General features: G+C 70.6%; 12 protein-coding genes. 5 read left to right on the plus strand and 7 right to left on the minus strand.

Annotated elements, in window-relative coordinates; all coding sequences use genetic code 11:
- The first annotated feature begins 172 nt into the window (after positions 1–172).
- The 4 genes from ACIP2X_RS30120 (at position 173) to ACIP2X_RS30135 (ending at position 3,779) form a co-directional block, all read left to right on the plus strand.
- Complete coding sequence (locus ACIP2X_RS30120; protein WP_385376199.1) at positions 173–400, plus strand: ferredoxin; 228 nt, start codon at positions 173–175, stop codon at positions 398–400.
- Complete coding sequence (locus ACIP2X_RS30125) at positions 397–1,791, plus strand: NAD(P)/FAD-dependent oxidoreductase (RefSeq protein ID WP_401678790.1); 1,395 nt, start codon at positions 397–399, stop codon at positions 1,789–1,791. Before ACIP2X_RS30120 ends, ACIP2X_RS30125 begins: the two co-directional genes overlap by 4 nt.
- 14 nt (positions 1,792–1,805) lie before the next feature.
- Positions 1,806–3,026 carry a cytochrome P450 gene (locus tag ACIP2X_RS30130; protein ID WP_401678793.1) on the plus strand — a complete coding sequence of 407 codons (1,221 nt, stop codon included), beginning with the start codon at positions 1,806–1,808 and terminating at the stop codon, positions 3,024–3,026.
- Between the two features lie 75 nt (positions 3,027–3,101).
- The gene (locus ACIP2X_RS30135) at positions 3,102–3,779 is read left to right on the plus strand and encodes a GAP family protein (RefSeq protein ID WP_401678796.1); all 678 of its coding nucleotides are present in this window, start codon (positions 3,102–3,104) and stop codon (positions 3,777–3,779) included.
- Positions 3,780–3,851: 72 nt separating this feature from the next.
- Here ACIP2X_RS30135 and ACIP2X_RS30140 read toward each other — a convergent pair whose 3' ends face one another.
- The 5 genes from ACIP2X_RS30140 to ACIP2X_RS30160 form a co-directional block, all read right to left on the minus strand.
- On the minus strand, positions 3,852–7,982 hold the full coding sequence (locus tag ACIP2X_RS30140) for a CHAT domain-containing protein (RefSeq protein ID WP_401678799.1): 4,131 nt from the start codon (positions 7,980–7,982) through the stop codon (positions 3,852–3,854).
- A gap of 50 nt (positions 7,983–8,032) precedes the next feature.
- On the minus strand, positions 8,033–8,815 hold the full coding sequence (locus tag ACIP2X_RS30145) for a hypothetical protein (RefSeq protein ID WP_401678802.1): 783 nt from the start codon (positions 8,813–8,815) through the stop codon (positions 8,033–8,035).
- Between the two features lie 199 nt (positions 8,816–9,014).
- Positions 9,015–9,728, minus strand: a complete 714-nt coding sequence (locus tag ACIP2X_RS30150) for a VOC family protein (protein WP_401678804.1) — start codon at positions 9,726–9,728, stop codon at positions 9,015–9,017.
- A gap of 412 nt (positions 9,729–10,140) precedes the next feature.
- Positions 10,141–11,670 (minus strand): helix-turn-helix domain-containing protein, encoded by a 1,530-nt coding sequence (locus tag ACIP2X_RS30155; RefSeq protein ID WP_401678807.1) that lies wholly within the window; start codon positions 11,668–11,670, stop codon positions 10,141–10,143.
- Positions 11,671–11,734: 64 nt separating this feature from the next.
- Positions 11,735–11,932, minus strand: a complete 198-nt coding sequence (locus ACIP2X_RS30160; protein ID WP_401678809.1) for a DUF4236 domain-containing protein — start codon at positions 11,930–11,932, stop codon at positions 11,735–11,737.
- A 320-nt stretch (positions 11,933–12,252) separates the two neighbouring features.
- Between ACIP2X_RS30160 and acnA the strand changes: the two genes are divergently transcribed.
- Positions 12,253–14,970 (plus strand): aconitate hydratase AcnA, encoded by a 2,718-nt coding sequence (gene acnA, locus ACIP2X_RS30165; RefSeq protein WP_401679242.1) that lies wholly within the window; start codon positions 12,253–12,255, stop codon positions 14,968–14,970.
- A 73-nt stretch (positions 14,971–15,043) separates the two neighbouring features.
- Here acnA and ACIP2X_RS30170 read toward each other — a convergent pair whose 3' ends face one another.
- Both ACIP2X_RS30170 and ACIP2X_RS30175 read right to left on the minus strand, forming a co-directional pair.
- Positions 15,044–15,958, minus strand: a complete 915-nt coding sequence (locus tag ACIP2X_RS30170; RefSeq protein ID WP_401678812.1) for an RNA polymerase sigma-70 factor — start codon at positions 15,956–15,958, stop codon at positions 15,044–15,046.
- Positions 15,959–16,175: 217 nt separating this feature from the next.
- Positions 16,176–19,922: a GH92 family glycosyl hydrolase gene (locus tag ACIP2X_RS30175; protein WP_401678815.1), complete on the minus strand. Its 3,747-nt coding sequence runs from the start codon at positions 19,920–19,922 to the stop codon at positions 16,176–16,178.
- Between the last annotated feature and the right edge of the window lie 205 nt (positions 19,923–20,127).

A 20,127-nucleotide genomic window follows, 5' to 3' on the forward strand; every position in this document is an offset into this window, starting at 1 on the left:
GTCATGTTTCTCCGGGCGGCCACGGCCGCCGGTCGCCTCGCACGCGACGCCCCATAGGCCCTGTGGACACCCGATACCCGACACCCGACGAGCGCGGTGCGCCCTCGCCCCCTCAGTGCGCGAGAACCGGGACAGAGACTCCAGGGGCCGCAGTCCCGCAGCGGAGGTCGGGATGAGAGTTGTCGTTGATCTTTCCCGGTGCCAGGGCTACGCACAGTGCGCGTTCCTGGCTCCGGACGCGTTCCGGATGCACGGCGAAGAAGCGCTGATGTACGCCCCGAACCCCGACGACGCGGGCCGCGAGCAGGTGCTGCGCGCCGCGGCGGCCTGCCCGCTCCAGGCGATCCTGGTCGACCAGTTGGAGGGACACGACGCACCGACGGGAGGGGCGCCGTCATGACCAGCGCAGACAACCTGCGTGCGTTCCGGCGCGACGGCCGCATCGTGATCGTCGGGGCCTCCCTGGCCGGACTCCGGGCGGCGGAGGCCCTGCGCGACGAGGGCTTCACCGGATCGCTGACCCTGATCGGCGACGAACTGGGCGAGCCCTACGACCGGCCTCCCCTGTCCAAGCAGGTACTGACCGGGTGGGTTCCGGCCGACGGCACCACGCTCCCGCGACGTCGCGGGATCGACGCGGAGTGGCTGCTGGGCGTACCCGCGACCGGGCTCGACCTCGCGACCGACCACGTCCGGCTCGCCGACGGACGGCAGATCCCCTTCGACCGGGTGCTGATCGCCACCGGGGTGCGGGCCCGCCCCTGGTTCGTGGAGAGCGAGGCGGCCATGGACGGGGTGTTCGTCGTCCGGACACGCGAGGACGCCGAGGGCCTGCAACGGGCCCTCGCGGCCGGGCCGTCCCGCGTCCTGGTCATCGGCGCGGGATTCACCGGGTCCGAGATCGCCTCCATCTGCCGTGAACGGGACATCCCGGTGACCGTCGCGGAACTCGCGCCGGCTCCGCTGGTCGGGGCGCTGGGCGCCATGGTCGGGGACATCGCGGCGGACATGCAGCGCGCCCACGGCGTCGACCTGCGGTGCGGCGTCAAGGTGACGCGGCTGGAGGGCGACGCGCAGGGGCGGTTCCGGCGGGCCCACTTCGACGACGGCAGCGTGATCGACGCCGACGTGGCGGTGGTCGCGCTCGGCGGCATCCGCAACACCGACTGGCTGCGCGACTCGGGCCTCGCGGCGGGCGTGTGGGGAATAGCCTGCGACACGGGCTGCCGCGCCCTCGACCTCAACGGCCTGATCACCGACGACGTCTTCGTCGCGGGAGACGTGGCACGCTGCCCGAACCCGATCTACGAGTACCGGCTCATCTCCCTGGAGCACTGGGCCAACGCCGTGGAGCAGGCCGAGGTCGCGGCGCACAACATGGTCAGCGGCCAGGCCGACCGCTGGCCCCACCTGTCCCTCCCGGTGTTCTGGTCGATCCAGTTCGGCGTCAACATCAAGACCGTCGGCGTACCGACGTTCGCCGACGAGGTGGTCGTCACCCAGGGCTCGGTCGCCGACCGCCGCTTCGTCGCGGCCTACGGCTACCAGGGCCGCGTCACCGCCGCGGTGAGCTTCAACAACGCCAAGTGGCTCGACCACTACCGGGAGTTGATAGAGACGGCCGCGCCCTTCCCGCCGCCCTGCCCCACGCCCGACCAGCCCGCCGACACGAAACCGGTGCCGGTGGACTTCCCCGGCCCCACCCTGCTCGCCCAGGGCGCCACGGTGGTCGTCACCGGCCACGACCCGGGCGAGCGACGCGTCACGTCCGCGCAGCAGCACCACCGGTAGGGAGCGGAGTTGAGATGACCACGACCGAGACGCCCGGCACCCTGCAGCGGATACTCGACTACTCCTCGCGGCCCGACCCGTACCCCCTCTACGCCGAACTGCGCCGCACGCCGGTCGCCCTCCAGGAGGACGGCAGTTACGTCGTCAGCACCTACCGCGAACTCACGGACCTCCTGCACAACCCGCACCTCAGCTCCGACGTCCGCAACCTGGCGCGTCCGATGGAAGCGGCCGAGGGACGCAGCTCGCCGGCGTTCATCAACCTCGACCCGCCCGAGCACGACCGTCTGCGGCGCATGGCGATGCGCCACTTCGGCCCGCCGCACACCCCGGGGCTGGTGAACGGCCTGGAACCGCACCTGACCAGCACGGTCGCCGGCCTGATCGACGACTTCGCCGGCAAGGAGCGGATCGACGTCGTCGACGACTTCGCCTACCCGTTCCCCGTCACGGTGATCTGCCGCCTGCTCGGCGTGCCACGCGAGGACGAACCGCGGTTCCGGCTGTGGGTGAACGACATCATCGAGTCGATCGACTACAACCCGAGGACGGATCCCCCGGAGAAACTGGAGAACGGCCGGCGGGCCACCAAGGACCTGCGCGGGTACCTCGGCGGCCTGGTGGAGGCACGCCACGGCCGGCCCGCCGACGACCTGCTGTCCCGGATGGTCAACGACGACGGGCCCGACGGGCGGATGACGGACGAGGAAATCGTCTCCACCGCCAACCTGTTGCTGATCGCCGGTCACGAGACCACCGTCAACCTCATCACCAACGGCATGCTGACGCTCCTGCGCCACCCGCAGGTGCTGCGGCGGCTGCGCGACGAACCCGGCCTGGTCGTACCGCTGGTGGAGGAACTGCTGCGCTACGAGCCCCCCGTGCACATCATTCCCTGGCGGGCGGCGTACAGCGACATCACCGTCGCCGGCACGGTCATCCCGAAGGGATCCCAGATCATGCTCATGCTGGCCTCGGGCAGTCGCGACCCGGACCGGTTCCACGACGCCGACCGTTTCGTCCCCGACCGGCGGGACAACCAGCACCTCGGCTTCGGCAGCGGCATCCATCTGTGCTTCGGCGGCCCGCTGGCCCGGCGGGAGACCCAGATCGCGCTGACCGAGCTGGTGCGGCGCCTCGACCGGCCCCGTCTGGTCGCCGACCCGCCGCCCTACCGGCGCAGCCCCGTCCTGCGCGGCCCGATCCATCTGCCCGTCGAGCAGGGCGACGGGTGACGCGGCTGCCGGGCGGCGGCCGAACGGAGTGTCCGACGGTCCGGCCCGGCGTCCCCGCATGCTCCCGGAGGCACCATGGGCAACGCTCTCGGCGACGTCCTGGGGCTCGCGGCCGGTGTCGCCGTGAGCCCTCTGCCGGTCGTCGCGATCATCCTCGTGCTGGCCACGCCCCGGGGACGACCCAACGGCTTGCTGTTCGCGGTCGGCTGGATGCTGGGCCTGTCCACGCTGGGCGCGGCGATGCTCGCGATCGGGGGATCCTCCGGCGCCGCCACGAACAAGCAGCCGGCCACCTGGGTGGGCATCCTCCAACTGGTGCTGGGCGCGGCGCTGCTCGTGTTCGCCGCGAGGCTGTGGCGCAAGCGCCCCGCCGACGCCGCCGAGGCCCGGCTGCCGAAGTGGATGGCCGCGATCGACCGCCTCGCCCCGGTGAAGGTCTTCGGACTGGGAGTGGCCCTGTCGGCGGCCAACCTCAAGAACGCTCCGCTGACCATCGCCGCGGGAGCCTCGATCAGCTCCAGCGGGCTGCCGCCGGGTCAGCAGATCGCCACCCTCGCGGTCTTCGTGGTCATCGCCTCGCTGGGCATCGTCGTCCCGCTCGGTGTCCTGCTGCTCATGGGCGAACGGGCCACCGGCCTGCTCGGCAGCTGGAAGGACTGGGCCGCCCGGCACAACATCGCCATCATGGCCGTCCTCTTCTTCGTCTTCGGCCTGAAACTACTGGGCGACGGCATCGGCAACCTCACCGCATGACGGGCCGCGTGGTTCGTTTGCCGGCCCTGTGCTGCGCCGGTCGGACGAAGGCCGCCCGGTGCGGGTGGCGCATCACGGCCGGTCGTTGACATGCCAGCGTTCCGCATCCTCGGGGCCGGGCACCTCGGCCCTCAGCGCCGCGTAGACCGGCGGGACGGCCGCTGCGGCGAGGTGGGCGAGTTCGCGGAGCCCGGTGTACTGATAGCCGTCCTGGGTGTCGCCGATGATCTCCTTGACCACTTCGGGATGCCGACCGTCCCAGCCGAAGATCGTCCGCGCGGCGGACCCCGGCAGTCCTTGCGAGCCGAGGAAGGCCGCGAAGACGTGCTCCACGTCGACGATCCGGTGGCGTGCGGCCCGGGCGATGGCCTCGGCAGCCGTCAGCAGGCTCATGACCTGCTCGTCGGGCAGTACGTCGGCCGCGCCGGGGCGGCGTCCGAGGACCGCACGGCGCGCCTCCGCAGCGAGCTCGTAGAGGTAGATGGGCGCCAGCCCGGCCCACCGACGCAGGGCGTGAGGCGTCTCGAAACCGTACAGCCCGAGCTGGACCAGGAGATCCCAGCGGGTGAGGGTGCGCCGTCCTGCCCGGGCCGCGTTTTCGGCGGCGTCGTCGAGGAGCCCCATCACGCTGTCGTGCACGTAGCGCCGTCGCAGCGGTGGCAGGGAGCGGGAGACGCCCAGTTCTCCGTAGGCGCCCATGGCCAGATGTCCGCCCCAGTGGATCGGTGCGCCGTCCCGGCCCGTCCTGCGCCAGCGTGCCAACTGCTCGCGCTGCACGGCGTGCAGCGCGTCGATCACGGGCTGCCGCCGTACGAGAGCCGTCAGCAGGCGCTGGTCGATCACGTCGCCCTCGCCGCCCGCGGCCTCGGACGCGACCTGGGACTCGGTCTCCGCCACCGAGTCGATGACCGGGAAGCTGGTGACGACGAGGCGGTCGGCTCCGGCCCACAACAGGGCGGGGCCCAGGACGAGCCACTCGCCGGCCGAGACGTTGCCCACGTCGCCGCTGTCACAGGCGAGCACAAGAATCTGACGAGGCATCGGATACCGGTCCGGCGCGTCGATGAGCATGTGCGAGGTCAGCACACGCGGGGGTACGGCGGGCGGGTCCTCGGGGCTCCCGGGCCTGAGCTGGACGCCCCGGTGCCCTGACGCGGCGTCCTCGGCGACATGGCAGACGAACACCGCGCTCGTCTCCGAGCCGACGGCGCGCAACCGAGCGGCGAACTCCGGCAGGGACAGGTCGGCGGCCGGAGTGATGGTCTCGACGTCTTCCGGGACCAGTCCGAGGAGCTGTCGGGCTGTCGGCAACTGCTCCGCCTCGTCCACCCAGGGCAGATCACCTCCCGGCTCCACCACGACGAGGCCGAGCGGTGGGGCGTCGTCCAACCGCGGGCGGTCGGCGAGCTGGGCGAGCAGTCCGGCCGGTGGCACGAGCACGGCGGTGCACCGCTCGACGAGCCGTACGTCCCGCTCGCCGCCCGGGACGCCGACGGCCGGCCACGGGACATGGCCGAACTGCGCCGCGGGCGCGATGGCGAGCCGCAGCCTGCCGCGGCCTTCCAGGAGCGCACGTGACAACGGGGGCGGAAGCAGTGCGCCCAGGCGACGTCCGAGCGACGACTCGGCGTGCGGCGGGCCCACCAGGAGCGGGCTGTTGAGCACCCGGTCCTCCCAGGCGAGAGCGTCCTCGCCCGGGTAGGTGCCGGGCAGCGCGTCCCTCAGGTCGGACAGGGCCCGAGCCGCTTCCGTCCCTTCGGCGAGCGAGAGCGTTCCGCCCGTCACCGGACCGCTCGGCGGCACGAGGGACCAGAACAGGGTGTCCTCGTGGACCCAGGTGCTCCACCACCAGGTGCCGGCTCCCAGTGCGATCTCGGCCATGTCCTCCAAGGCGAAGACGCGGGGCGGCTGCTCGGTCCGGTACCAGTGAGCCTGTTCCAGCCGGGAGGCGCCTCGCACCCGGATGAAGGGGGCGACGGTCCGGGGGGCGTCGAAGGCGCTGTCCTCCCTGTTCGGGCCGAGCTGGAGACGGGCCGACTCGATGAGTTCGGCGAGGGTCTGCCAGTCCGCGCCGGCCGCTGCCTGCCGCATGGCATGCTCGATCGTCTTGCCGAAGACCCCCCACCACTGTCGGCGTTCTTCCGTGCTGCGCAGCTCGTGCCGGGTGGCGTTGAGCACGGCCAGAGCCTCGATGCGGCTCGTCAGCGCGGCCAGCCGGTGCGTCGGATCCATGGCCAGCCGGTCGGCCAGGGCGTTCAGATAGGTCGCGGCTTCGATCGGCCGGTCGAGTCGCATCAGGAATCCGGCCGCTCCGTCGCCCGCGCTCAGCGCGGAGACGGTGTCACTGTCCACCTCACGCGGTGCCCGAAGGTCCGCCAGACCCGCGAGCGCGCCGCAACGGACCACCTCGAGTGCCACCGTCCTGCCTCGACCGGCGAGACCGAAGTCCCGCGCCAAAGAGTCCGGTTGGGCCGCACGGGCGAGGAGGAGCGCGGCGCCGGCCAGGTAGAAGGCGAGCGAGGGACGTGTCGGCAGTGCCGACTCGGCGGTCAGGCGCAGCAGGGCGACGGCCGTCGTCAGGTTGCGGCGGGTGACGCGCTCGGGCACCTCCCGGGCGATCGACTCGGTGAGTCCTTCGCCGGTACCGCGAAGTAGCGCGACCCTGAACCCGGCGACGAGGATGTCCCGACGCCTGCGCCGTGCCCACTCGTCCCGCGTGGGATCGAGCCCTTGGAGGGCGGCTTCGGCCGCGTCGGCGTTCCCGAGATCGAGTTCGGCGAGGCAGGTGATCAGCGCGGCCGGCCCAGTCGGCTCCCGGCCCAGGACGGCGACGGCGCTCTTGGCGTCGCCTGGATGCCCGTGCTCCAGTAGCGCCCATCCGCGCAGCAGAGCGGTCTCGGGGCGGTGAGCCGCGTGCTGGACGGCGTCGAGCCTGCGCAGCGCGGCCACCGGGCGCCCCAGGCGAAGCAGCCGGTGGGCCCGCAGGGCCGCGCGGCCTTCGGCTCCGAGCGCGCGGTGCACGGGCGGGCGGTCGAGGGGGACGCGGGCCAGCGGAGGACGCCGGTGCCAGGCTTCGACCGCACGAGCGGTCAGCCCCAGGGCTACGGCCGTCGGCAGGACCCAGGAGAAGTCCCCGGTGATGAGCGCGACCGCCGCGACCACGGCCGCGAGTCCGCCGAGGCCACGTGAGACGAAGACAGCGGTCAAGGTGTAGAGCGGCCACGGCACGTCGGCCACCGCTGCGAGAACACCTGCGGGAGCCGCGGCGAGCACCAGCACCAGTGCGTGCTCCCGGTATCGGCGTCGCACCGCATAGCTCTCCGCGACCGCTTGGCTGGTGGCCGTCCGCCGGCCGGTTCCTCGTATCTCCCGGCCCTCCATGCAGAGGTGGCGCGCCTCGCCGGCCTCCCCCCAGTGGGCGATCGACGGCAGTGCCAGATAGAGGACGGTGAGGACCGCGGCGGCGTCCACCAGGCCCGCGGCGGCGGCCACCACGGCGAGACACCCGTGCCACGGCCAGCGCAGGGGCAGTTCACCCACGGGCAAGTCGTCGGCCAGGTCCAGCGGTCTTCGGTGCACATCCTTGGATGACGGGACGGCCGCGAAGGCGACCAGCCAGGCGAGCCATCCGCCGTGCTGGGTGACGGCGAGGACCAGCAGGGCGACGAAAGCGGCACCGCGCGCCGTGTACAGGCAGGCGAGCGCCATGCGTTGACGTCGTCTGCCTTTCGGTGTGGGTCCCCAGGCGAGGCCATCCGTCGGCTCCAGGAGACCGCCGGTGGCCGGCTCGCCGCGCTCCCTCGCCAGCAAGTACTGGTTGAGCACCTCCGACGAGTTCTCCAGATGGCCGAGTCCGAAGGCCTCGCTGACGGCATCGACGTCCGTGGACTGCGAGCCGTTCCGCGCGGTGAGCACGAGTGCGACGGCGATCAGGCCCACGCCGACGTGCTCGAAGCCGTAGAGGCGAGCGGCGGTGCGGGCGACGGCGAAGACGTCGGCAAGTTCGGCGGAGGCGTCCGGCCGTGACAGGAGCAGGGAGTCGACGCGCTGCTGCGGCAGGGCGATCCGCACCCGGGTCCACTCCGTGGTGGCGACCATGTCCAAGGCGGCCACCACCCGTTCCCGTTCCGGCAGCCGCACCGGCATGCTGTCGATCACCGTCAGCAGGCGGCGGGCGTTTTCGTCCAGGGGTGGCTCCGCCATGGCTCCTCGCCGGTTCAGGAAGGATGAGTAGTGGAGGCCCAGCTGATCATTCAGGCCGGGGAGACGCTGTCCTGGGCGAAGTCCTCCCAGGACAGCGGAGCCAACTGCCACTTGTCCGACGTGGTGTTGCCCGCACCGGCGCCTGGGCCGCGGATCCGGAGCCTGGGCCGTGCGCTCAGTCCTTGGCGCATCGCGCTGAGTTCGAAGAGCGGGGTGAGCCCGCCGTCGAGGGTGACCGCCTCGGCGGCGAGGGCGGACCCGGTCGACGTACCGATGCCGGGGCCGGCCGACACGAGGGGCAGGGACATCGGGGCCAGATCGACGGAGGCCTGGAACTCCACGCGCGTACCTCCGCTGCTGGAGACCAGGATCACCGCGGGGCCGGTCTTGACCAGCTTCGTCACGATGACGTACTCACGGCGCCAGACGCCGGCCTCGCGCAGGTCCGCGACGGCGCGCTGGAGGCTCAGGTGGTCGCCGAGCACCTCCTCCGTGCACCCCACCGCGCGCAGGTACGTGGCGTGCGCCTTGTGAAAGGTCACGGTGACCGTCAACTGCGGTGCAAGTCCCAGGACTTCAGGCGTGCCCACCTCGCCGCTCACGGCGACGTCGACCTCCCCGGCGGACGAGTAGCTGTGGGCCATGGGGACCCCCGGGCCGACTGTCTCGAAGGCGATGCCGAGATCCGCGAGCGAGGTCATCCGGTGGAACCGCCGACCGCGCAGTACCCCGACGTCCCCGAGCGACACCGGGCTGTTCGGCATCCAGACCGCGAAGTAGCCGAGCCCGTCGTAGATCTCTTTCGTGTACCGCTCATGGATGGCTGTCGTCATCACGCCCCCGCACTTGCTCAGCCGATGAGGCATCGTAGCGTCACGGTCACACGTCGTCACCGAACTGGGGGAACGTCGCCCACCACGGCCCTCCTGCCTGCCGTGGACGGCTGCGTGCGGGATCGCCTCCTCCACCGAGGCCTCGCCGCTGCGGACCGATGCGATGGCGTTGCCGACAACCCACCGGAGCGCAGCGGCCTCACCGACGCGCGAGCACCCGGAACTCGTTGCCGTCGGGGTCGGCGAGCAGCACCGCGCCGTCCCCGCCGGGGGCAGGCCCGAGACGCTTGGCCCCGAGGGAGAGCAGGCGCTCGACCTCCGCTTGCTGATCGTCCTCCGGCGCGAGGTCCATGTGCAGGTCCTTGCCGGGGTCCGGCATGAGCGGCGGACCGCCCCACGTGAGCTTCGTACCGCCGTTCGGTGACTGGATGGCGGTCTCCTCGTCCTGGTCCCAGACCAGCGGCCAGCCCAGCGCCTCGCTCCAGAAGCAGCCCACGGCCTGCGAACCGTCGCAGGCGAGCGCTCCGAGGAAGCCGCAGCCGGCGAGGAAATCGACGCCCGGCTCGGAGACACAGAACTCGTTGCCCTCAGGGTCGGCGAGCACCACATGGGACGCGTCCGGTCCCTGGCCGACGTCGGCGTGCCGCGCGCCGAGGTCGAGCGCCCTGGCCACGGTCTCCCGCTGGTCCTCCAGCGAGGAACTGGTCAGGTCGAAGTGCAGCCGGTTCTGGGCGCCCTTCTGCGCCGGGGAGTAACAAAAGCCGAGGCGGTAGCCGGCATCATTCCCGGACAGCAGGGCGACGCCGTCGTAGGTGTCGTCGGCTCTCTCCAGGCCCAGGACGCCGGACCAGAAGTGCGCCAGGCGCTGGGGCTGGTGCGCGTCGAAGGAGATTGCGAAGAGTCGGCTGCTCATCGCGCCCCCCGTCCTCGGTCCGTTGCGTGCCGACGGTCGGCGGGGCGCCATGCCGGCGCCTCCAGCAGGGATCCTAGGGGCGGGCCTGCCTGAATCGCAGCCGAGTATTCCGCGGCCCCGGAGCCGGAGTTGCGCCCTTCGGCCGGGTCCCAGAACTGGGTGGTGAACGCCTGCGGAGCAAGACCGGCAGCCAGGGCTGCCACCGGCGGGTTCGGCCGGCATGCGGAGGCCTCGCCCGTCTCACCTCCGTCGTCAGGCCGACGTGCAGCGGCAGGCCGTGGTGCGGGGAGGCACGCCTGCGCGTGGCGGGAAGCGGTCGGCGATGTCGTCCCGGAGAAGTCGAAGAGATGCCGCCGCACCCTTCCTTCACTGCCGAGCAGCGGGTCGGACGAGATGCGGCGGCATCCGCCGGTCAGATGTCCCGGAAGATCTCGATCTGCGCCCCGATCGAGTTCAGCCGCTCCGCCAGATCCTCGTAACCCCGGTTGATGACATACACGTTGCGCAGCACCGACGTGCCGTCCGCCGCCATCATCGCCAGTAGCACGACCACGGCCGGCCGCAGGGCCGGCGGGCACATCATCTCGGCGGCGCGCCAGCGGGTCGGGCCCTCGACCAGGACGCGGTGCGGGTCGAGGAGCTGGAGCCGGCCGCCGAGGCGGTTCAGGTCTGTGAGGTAGATCGCGCGGTTGTCGTAGACCCAGTCGTGGATGAGCGTCTTGCCCTGCGCGACCGCCGCGATCGCCGCGAAGAACGGGACGTTGTCGATGTTCAGGCCGGGGAACGGCATCGGGTGGATCTTGTCGATCGGCGCCTCCAGCTTGGAGGGCCGCACGGTCAGGTCCACCAGCCGCGTACGGCCGTTGTCGGCGACGTACTCGGGGGTGCGGTCGTGGTCGAGGCCCATCTCCTCCAGGACCGCCAGCTCGATCTCCAGGAACTCGATCGGCACCCGGCGCACCGTCAGCTCCGACTCGGTGACCACCGCGGCGGCGACCAGGCTCATCGCCTCGACCGGGTCCTCGGAGGGGGAGTAGTCCACGTCGACGTCGATGGTCGGCATGCCGTGCACCGTGAGCGTGGTGGTGCCGATGCCCTCGACCTTGACGCCGAGCGCCTCCAGGAAGAAGCAGAGGTCCTGGACCATGTAGTTGGAAGAGGCGTTGCGGATGACGGTCACGCCGTCGTGGCGGGCGGCGGCGAGCAGCGCGTTCTCGGTCACCGTGTCGCCGCGCTCGGTCAGGACGATCGGGCGGTCCGGCCGCACCGACTGGTCGACCACGGCGTGGTACTGACCCTCCGTCGCCGTGATGTCCAGGCCGAACCGGCGCAGCGCGATCATGTGCGGCTCGATGGTGCGCGTGCCGAGGTCGCAGCCGCCGGCGTACGGCAGCTTGAAGCGGTCCATGCGGTGCAGCAGCGGGCCGAGGAACATGATGATGGAGCGGGTGCGGCGGGCCGCCTCGGCGTCGATGGACCCCAGGTCCAGATCGGCCGGCGGGACGATCTCCAGGTCGACGCCGTCGTTGATCCAGCGTGCCCGGACACCGATGGACCCCAGCACCTCCAGGAGGCGGTACACCTCCTCGATGCGGGCGACCCGACGCAGCACCGTGCGCCCCTTGTTGAGCAGCGAGGCGCACAGCAGCGCCACGCACGCGTTCTTGCTCGTCTTCACGTCGATGGCTCCGGAGAGCCGGCGACCGCCGACCACCCGCAGGTGCATCGGACCCGCGTAGCCCAGAGAGACGATCTCACTGTCGAGAGCTTCACCGATTCGGGCGATCATCTCAAGGCTGATGTTCTGATTGCCGCGCTCGATGCGATTGACGGCGCTCTGGCTGGTGCCGAGCGCCTCGGCAAGCTGCGACTGCGTCCAGCCCCGGTGCTGCCGGGCGTCACGGATGAGCTTGCCGATGCGTACGAGGTAGTCGTCTGCCATGAGGTTGAGGCTATCTCAGATATGAGATGCCGCCTCCTGGGGGGTCCGCCCGGGTGACGACCCGTCAACGCCGCCGCTTCGTACGGGTGCTGCGCCAACCGAAAGGTCCGGGCAAATCCATCGATGTCGTACGACGTCCGGTGCTGCTGTGGGTGTGCCGGGGGCCGTTCTTGCCGCCCGTGGTGATGGACCAGGAGCGCCGGTTGATGTTCAGCCGCACCCCGGGAAGGATCTGGAAACTCTTGCGGAACGTGAGTGGCATCTGCGCCTCCGTTTCAGTGCTCTCCGGCCTCGCCGGCTCACCTTCGCTTACCCCGCCTCGGCGCACTGATGACCGAAAGGGGGAGGAGTCGCGAAGTGGGCGGGGCGAAGGAGATCACACCGGGTCCGGGCATGACCATCCAGCCCCCATGTACTAGAGTTATCTCGACATCGAGATATCTGCCGAGGCGCACCGCGGTTGCACGCCCTCACCAGGTCTGGCACTAAGGGTTACCTAACTTAGCCTTACCTTAGCGGATCGGCCAGGACGGCGTGGCGGCAGGATGCGGTGGTACGCGCACATGAATGAAGGAGACCGTCGTGTCGGCGAACAGCTTCGACGCCCGCAGCACGTTGCAGGTGGGCGACGAGTCGTACGAGATCTTCCACCTGGACAAGGTGGAGGGCTCGGCCCGGCTCCCCTACAGCCTTAAGGTCCTGCTGGAGAACCTGCTCCGCACCGAGGACGGCGCGAACATCACCGCCGACCACATCCGCGCCCTCGGCGGCTGGGACTCGCAGGCCCAGCCGTCCCAGGAGATCCAGTTCACGCCGGCCCGCGTGATCATGCAGGACTTCACCGGCGTCCCCTGTGTCGTCGACCTCGCCACCATGCGCGAGGCCGTCAAGGAGCTCGGCGGCGACCCGGCGAAGATCAACCCGCTGGCCCCGGCCGAGCTGGTCATCGACCACTCCGTCATCGCCGACAAGTTCGGCACCAACGACGCCTTCAAGCAGAACGTCGACCTGGAGTACGGCCGCAACAAGGAGCGCTACCAGTTCCTGCGCTGGGGCCAGACCGCCTTCGACGAGTTCAAGGTCGTCCCGCCCGGCACCGGCATCGTCCACCAGGTGAACATCGAGCACCTGGCCCGCGTCGTCATGGTCCGCGACGGCAAGGCCTACCCCGACACCCTGGTCGGCACCGACTCCCACACCACCATGGTCAACGGCCTCGGTGTCCTCGGCTGGGGCGTCGGCGGCATCGAGGCCGAGGCCGCGATGCTCGGCCAGCCGGTCTCGATGCTCATCCCGCGCGTCGTCGGCTTCAAGCTCACCGGTGAGCTCAAGCCGGGCACCACCGCCACCGACCTCGTGCTGACCATCACGGAGATGCTCCGCAAGCACGGCGTCGTCGGCAAGTTCGTCGAGTTCTACGGCGAGGGCGTGGCCGCCACCAGCCTCGCCAACCGCGCCACCATCGGCAACATGTCGCCGGAGTTCGGCTCCACCGCCGCGATCTTCCCGATCGATGACGAGACGCTGAACTACCTGCGCCTGACCGGCCGCTCCGAGCAGCAGGTCGCGCTCGTCGAGGCGTACGCCAAGCAGCAGGGCCTGTGGCTGGACCCGGCCGCCGAGCCGGACTTCTCCGAGAAGCTGGAGCTCGACCTCTCCACGGTCGTCCCCTCCATCGCCGGCCCCAAGCGCCCGCAGGACCGCATCGTCCTCGCGAACGCCGCCGAGCAGTTCAAGCAGGACGTGCGCAACTACGTCGACGCCGTGGACGAGGCCGGCCAGGAGTCCTTCCCGGCCTCCGACGCCCCGGCCGTCGCCCCGAACGGCGCCCCGTCCAACCCGGTCACCGTGACCGCCCCCGACGGCTCGTCGTACGAGATCGACCACGGCGCGGTGACGGTCGCGGCCATCACCTCCTGCACCAACACCTCGAACCCGTACGTCATGGTCGCCGCCGCCCTGGTGGCCAAGAAGGCCGTCGAGAAGGGCCTGACCCGCAAGCCGTGGGTCAAGACCACCCTCGCCCCGGGCTCCAAGGTCGTCACCGACTACTTCGAGAAGGCGGGCCTGACGCCGTACCTCGACAAGGTCGGCTTCAACCTCGTCGGCTACGGCTGCACCACCTGCATCGGCAACTCCGGCCCGCTGCCGGAGGAGGTCTCCCAGGCCGTCAACGACCACGACCTCGCCGTCACCTCGGTCCTCTCCGGCAACCGGAACTTCGAGGGCCGTATCAACCCCGACGTCAAGATGAACTACCTGGCGTCCCCGCCGCTGGTCGTCGCCTACGCGCTGGCCGGTTCCATGAAGGTGGACATCACCAAGGACGCCCTGGGCACCGACCAGGACGGCAAGCCGGTCTACCTGCAGGACATCTGGCCGACCGAGGCCGAGGTCAACGACGTCGTCGCGGGCGCCATCGGCGAGGACATGTTCTCCAAGTCCTACAGCGACGTCTTCGCGGGCGACGCCCAGTGGCAGGCGCTGCCGATCCCGACCGGCAACACCTTCGAGTGGGACGCCGAGTCCACCTACGTGCGCAAGCCCCCGTACTTCGAGGGCATGCGGATGGAGCCGGACCCGGTCCAGGACATCGCCGGCGCCCGGGTGCTCGCCAAGCTGGGCGACTCGGTCACCACCGACCACATCTCCCCGGCCGGTGCCATCAAGGCCGACACCCCGGCCGGCCAGTACCTCACGGAGCACGGCGTCGAGCGCCGCGACTTCAACAGCTACGGCTCCCGCCGCGGCAACCACGAGGTCATGATCCGCGGCACGTTCGCCAACATCCGCCTGCGCAACCAGATCGCGCCGGGCACCGAGGGCGGCTACACCCGCGACTTCACCCAGGCCGACGGCCCGGTCTCCTTCATCTACGACGCCTCGCGCAACTACATCGAGCAGGGCATCCCGCTCGTCGTGCTCGCGGGCAAGGAGTACGGCTCCGGCTCGTCCCGTGACTGGGCCGCCAAGGGCACCGCGCTCCTCGGCGTCAAGGCCGTCATCGCCGAGTCCTACGAGCGCATCCACCGCTCGAACCTCATCGGCATGGGCGTCCTGCCGCTGCAGTTCCCGGAGGGCGAGTCCGCCGCCTCCCTCGGCCTGACCGGCGAGGAGACCTTCTCCTTCTCCGGCGTCACCGAGCTCAACGACGGCACCACGCCGCGCACGGTCAAGGTCACCACCGACACCGGCGTCGAGTTCGACGCGGTCGTCCGCATCGACACCCCCGGTGAGGCGGACTACTACCGCAACGGCGGCATCATGCAGTTCGTGCTGCGCAGCCTGATCCGCAAGTAGGGCCACAGGCACGGCGATCGGGCCGCATCCCCGGGCTTCGGGGATGCGGCCCTTCGTCGTGTCCGAGCAACCGTCAGGGGTGGCTCGTGAGCCGCTGGGCCGAGTGCTCGTAGGCCCGCAGCTTCTCGGGCGCCAGGACCCAGTAGACCCCGTCGATGCCGTCCGGCCCCACGGTGAGGCTCACCAGGGCGACGACGGCCCCGTCCTGGACCAGCAGCACGCTCGGCATGCCGTTGGCCTCCACCACGCTGTACTCCGCCCGGGGGAAGAACTTCTTCGCGGAGCCGCAGATCATCGCCACCCGCGCGGCGCCCATGACCTTCATCCGGGCCACGCCGCGCATGCCGTTGCCGTCGGCGTAGGCGACCGCGTCGGCCGACAGCACGTTCTCCAGCGCGGTGACGTCGCCGCCCCGCGCGGCGGCGACGAAGGCGTCGAGCAGCCGCCGGTGCTGCGCCGTGTCGACGGGGGCCCGGCGCTCGGTGGACAGGTGCTTGCGGGCCCGGCTGACGATCTGGCGCGTATTGGCCTGACTGAGCCGCAGCATGCCCGCGATCTCCTCGTAGGCGTAGTCGAACGCCTCCCGCAGCACGTAGGCGGCCCGCTCCACCGGGTTCAGCTTCTCCAGGACCAGCAGCACGGCCATCTCCAGCGCCTCACCGCGCTCCGCGCCGACCTGCGGATCCACGCTGGTGTCCACGGGCTCCGGCAGCCACGGCCCCACATAGGCCTCACGGCGGACCCGCGCCGACTGGGCCACGTTGATCGCCAGCCGGGTGGTGATCTTCGCCAGGAAGGCGGCGGGCTCCAGCACGACACTCCGGTCGGTGTCCTGCCAGCGCATCCACACGTCCTGCACCACGTCCTCCGCCTCGGAGGCGCTGCCCAGGATGCGGTAGGCGATGCCGAACAGCCGGGGACGCAGTTGCTCGAACACCTCCGCCGCCGCTTTGAGCGAGTCGTCGTCGGGGGAGTGTCCCTCGTCCATGGTGCCGGTGCCTCCGCTGTTCGACCGTCGTACCCCCCGGCAGGCGTACCTCCCCGCGTGGGAAGAGCCCGCTCCGAGTGATCCTACGGCGGCCCGGGCAGGAGACGCGTAAGGCGGTGGCTGCGCCTCTCGGAGAGGGGTGCGAGAGGCCGGGACAAGGAAGCGGCGCCCCCCGCGACACAACGCGCGGGGGGCGCCGCACCGGATCCCGGTGTCCTCACCGGCCGAGCAGTTCGACCTCCGAGAGGGTGGCCTCACCGTTCAGGACCAGGCGGTACCTGGTGTAGTCACCGGCCCGGGGCACGGAGAACGCCCGGGTCTGCCGGTCCCACCGGAAGGACTCGCCCGCCCGTTCGTCCAGCGTCCGCCACCGCGTGCCGTCCGTCGAACCCTGGAGCGTCCACCCGGTCGGGGCCTTCGTGTGGTCGCCGGACGTCAGCGTGTACTGGACGGCCTTGGACCGGCCGGACACCGGCACCTCCACGGACGTCACGCTCGCGTTCGTCGCCGAGGTGTTGTCGAAGAGGGCGCCCTCGCCGGTGCTCAGGTCCGAGCGGGGAGCCGGCACCTTGTCGTCCTGGGTGACGGAGACCGGCGCCGCGTTCCTGCCCGTGCCCCACTTGGACGGCTTCGGCCCCATGTCGAACTCCAGCACCCCGCCCTTGGCCAGCAGCGAGTGCGGCAGCGAGGTCGACGTCCAGGTACGGCCGTTGACCTTGAGCCCCTGCACGTAGACGTTCTTCGCGCTGTTCCTCGGCGCCTTGACCACCAGGTCCCGGCCGTTCTCCAGATGCACCGTGGCCTTGGTGAACAGGGGCGAGCCGACCGCGTAGTCGCCGCTGCCCATCACCAGCGGGTAGAAACCGAGCGCGGAGAAGAGGAACCAGGCCGACTGCTCGCCGTTGTCCTCGTCACCGTGGTAGCCCTGCCCGATCTCGCTGCCGGTGTAGAGGCGGGACAGCACCTCACGGACCTTCTCCTGCGCCTTCCAGGGCTGCCCGGCCGCGTCGTACATGTAGATCGCGTGGTGGGCCACCTGGTTGGAGTGCCCGTACATGCCCATCCGGACGTCGCGGGCCTCCGTCATCTCGTGGATGACACCGCCGTAGGAGCCGACGAACTCGGGCGAGGCCGTCTCCGGCGTGGCGAAGTACTCGTCCAGCTTGTCGCCGAGCCCGGCACGCCCGCCGTACAGGTTGGCGAGCCCCCGGCTGTCCTGCGGGGCGGTGAAGGCGTAGCCCCAGCCGTTGGTCTCGGTGTAGTCGTGGCCCCAGACCCGCGGGTCGTACTGGGAGGACTCCACCCGCCAGTCGCCCTGGGCGTCACGGCCCTGGAAGAACCCCGCCTCGGAGTCGAAGAGGTTCACGTACTCCTGGGCGCGGTTCAGGAAGTACTCCGACTCCTCCTTGTAGCGCTTCTCCCCGGTCTTCTCGTACAGCGTCCGGCCCATCCGGGAGATGCCGTAGTCGTTGAGGTAGCCCTCCAGCGCCCACGACAGGCCCTCGTGCGTCTCGGTGCTGGTGTAGCCGAGGAAGGGGGAGGTCGCCATGCCCTTGCGGCCCACGCCCGACGCGGGCGGCACGACCGTGGCGTTCTTCACCGCCGCGTCGTACGCCGCCTTCTCGTCGAAGTCGACGCCCTTGACGTACGCGTCCGCGAACGCGACGTCCGAGGAGGTGCCGGTCATCAGGTCCGCGTACCCGGGCGAGGACCAGCGCGAGGTCCAGCCGCCGTCCTTGTACTGCTGCACGAAGCCGTCGACCATCTCACCCGCCTGGCGGGGTGTCAGCAGCGAGTATGCCGGCCAGGTCGTGCGGTAGGTGTCCCAGAACCCGTTGTTGACGTACACCTTGCCGTCGACGATCTTCGCGCCGGTGTGGGTCGGGGTGTCCGGACCCGTCATCGGGGAGAACGGGGAGGCGTACTTGTAGGTGGAACCGACCTTTTCGAAGCCCGAGTTGGGGTACAGGTACAGCCGGTAGAGGCTGGAGTACAGCGTGGTCAGCTGGTCCGGCGTCGCGCCCTCGACCTCGACCTTGCCGAGCAGCAGGTCCCACATCCGCTGGGCCTTGGCCTTGACCGTCTCGAAGGAGGTGCCCTCCGGCATCTCCTGGCGCAGGTTGTCCTTGGCCTGGTCGATGCTGATCAGCGAGGTCGCCAGGCGCAGCGTGACCGTGCGGTCGGCGCCCGCGTCGAAGCGCAGGTAGCCCTTCACCCCGCTCGACGAGCCCTCCTTCACCGGCTTGTCGAAGGTGCCGTAGACGAAGAGCCGGGTCGCGCCCGTGGACAGGCCGGACTTCACGTCCGAGTAGCCGGTCACGACGCCGGTCTCCTGGTCCAGGGTCAGGCCGGCCTGGTCGGTGACGTTGTCGAACAGGACGCTCGCGTCGTCGCCCGGGTAGGTGAACCGGAGCATCGCCGCGTGGTCCGTCGGCGTCATCTCGGCCTTCAGGCCGTTCTCGAAGCGCACTCCGTAGTAGTGCGGCCGCGCGACCTCGTTCTCGTGCCGGAAGGGCAGCGCACGCGCCGTCCGGGCGATGTCCGGAGTGCCGGTGGCGGCGGACGGCATCACCTGGAAGGTCTGCCGGTCGCCCATCCAGGGGCTCGGCTCGTGGCTCGCGCTGAAGGCCTGGACCGTCGGCAGGTTGTCCGCGTTGTTCGCACGCGCGTAGTCGTACAGCCAGCTGAGCGAACCGGCGTTGGTCACCGGCGTCCAGAAGTTGAAGCCGTGCGGCACGGCGGTCGCCGGGAAGTTGTTGCCGCGCGAGAAGCCGCCGCTGGAGTTGGTGCCGCGCGTGGTGAGCGCGTAGTCGGACACGTGCGCCTTGGGCTTCTCGGGCGCCTTCACGGCCAGCGAGACGTCGTCCACCCAGCCGCGGAACTTCGCCGGTCCGGCGGGGGAGTCGTACGCCACCAGGATGCGGTCGACGGTCTTGCCGGCCGCCACCGAGCCGATCCGGGAGACGACGTTGTTCCACTGGTTGACGTAGAGCACCTTGGCATCGCCCTGCGCGCGCGGGGTGAGGCCGAAGCCGTGCTGGTCCTTCGCCCCGAGGCCGCTGAGGTGGGTGCCGTCGGTGAAGGCGAGGTCGACGGAGACGTTCGTGGCGTCGTAGTCCCGGTCGCCGTCCGCCATCGACGGGAAGATCCGGTACGAGAGCGCGGTGTCCCGGCCGACGGCCACGTCGACGTCGAAGATCTTGTTGTACGAGTAGGCGCGGCCGTCGGCGGTGTGCCGGCCGGCGTAGCGCAGCGCTCGCTTGCCGGTGAAGCCGGCGCCCGCCTTCGCGGTGGGCGAGCCGCTCGGGCCGCGGTCGACCAGCGACAGCATGTCCTGGGGCACGGGGCCGTCGCTGCCGCCGGTGGAGAACTGCACGTCCGCCAACTGGAGGATGGTCCCGCCGTTGTTCTTGGTGATGTCCAGCCGGTAGTGCTGGTACTCGGCGGCGGCGGTCTGCGCGAGGTCGTACGTCTTCGTCTGGAAACGCTCCGAGAAGGCCTCACCGGAGCGGCTGTCCAGGGTCTTCCAGTCCTTGCCGTCCGTGGACCCCTGGAGCGTCCAGTCCGCCGGATCGCGCTCGTCGTGGTCGTTGGCCGAAGTGAGGGCGTAACGCGCCAGTTTCACCGGCTTGTCGAGGTCGAACTCGACCCAGCCCGTGGGCGTGAAGGTCAGCCACTTGGTGGTGGGCTCGGTGTCGACCAGGCTCTCCTTCACCTCGCCGGCACCGGCGTTCTCGCCGTTCGCCCGCACATCGGTGACGTGGTCGGTCACATTGCCCGGAATGCCGCTGCTGTAGCCGCCGTCCACGCCGGCGGCGCGCTTGCTGCCGTCCGGCGCGGTGTCGACCGTGTTCAGCCAGTCCGGCGCCGGCTCCCCGGTCTCGAACGAGGACATGAACTCCCGGTCGGCGGCGGCGGGTGCCTCCGGCAGGGCGACGGCAACGCCCTGTGAACCGACGGCCATGACAAGGGCGGCCGTTGTCCCGACCGCCGTACTCCATCTGTGCCGAACTCTGTGGCGCATCCGCCAACCCACTCCCTGCGCGCTGTGGACAACGTTGTCAAATACTGTGCGCAAGGACCAGTAGTGGCCCAAGTGGACGAAGCTGTCAAGGGTGTTGACTGAGTCGTTCGAGGCGGCATGTCGGGAATTTTTCCGTCAAGGAACC

It is taken from the genome of Streptomyces sp. NPDC089424 (assembly GCF_044749345.1).
Lineage (GTDB): Bacteria > Actinomycetota > Actinomycetes > Streptomycetales > Streptomycetaceae > Streptomyces.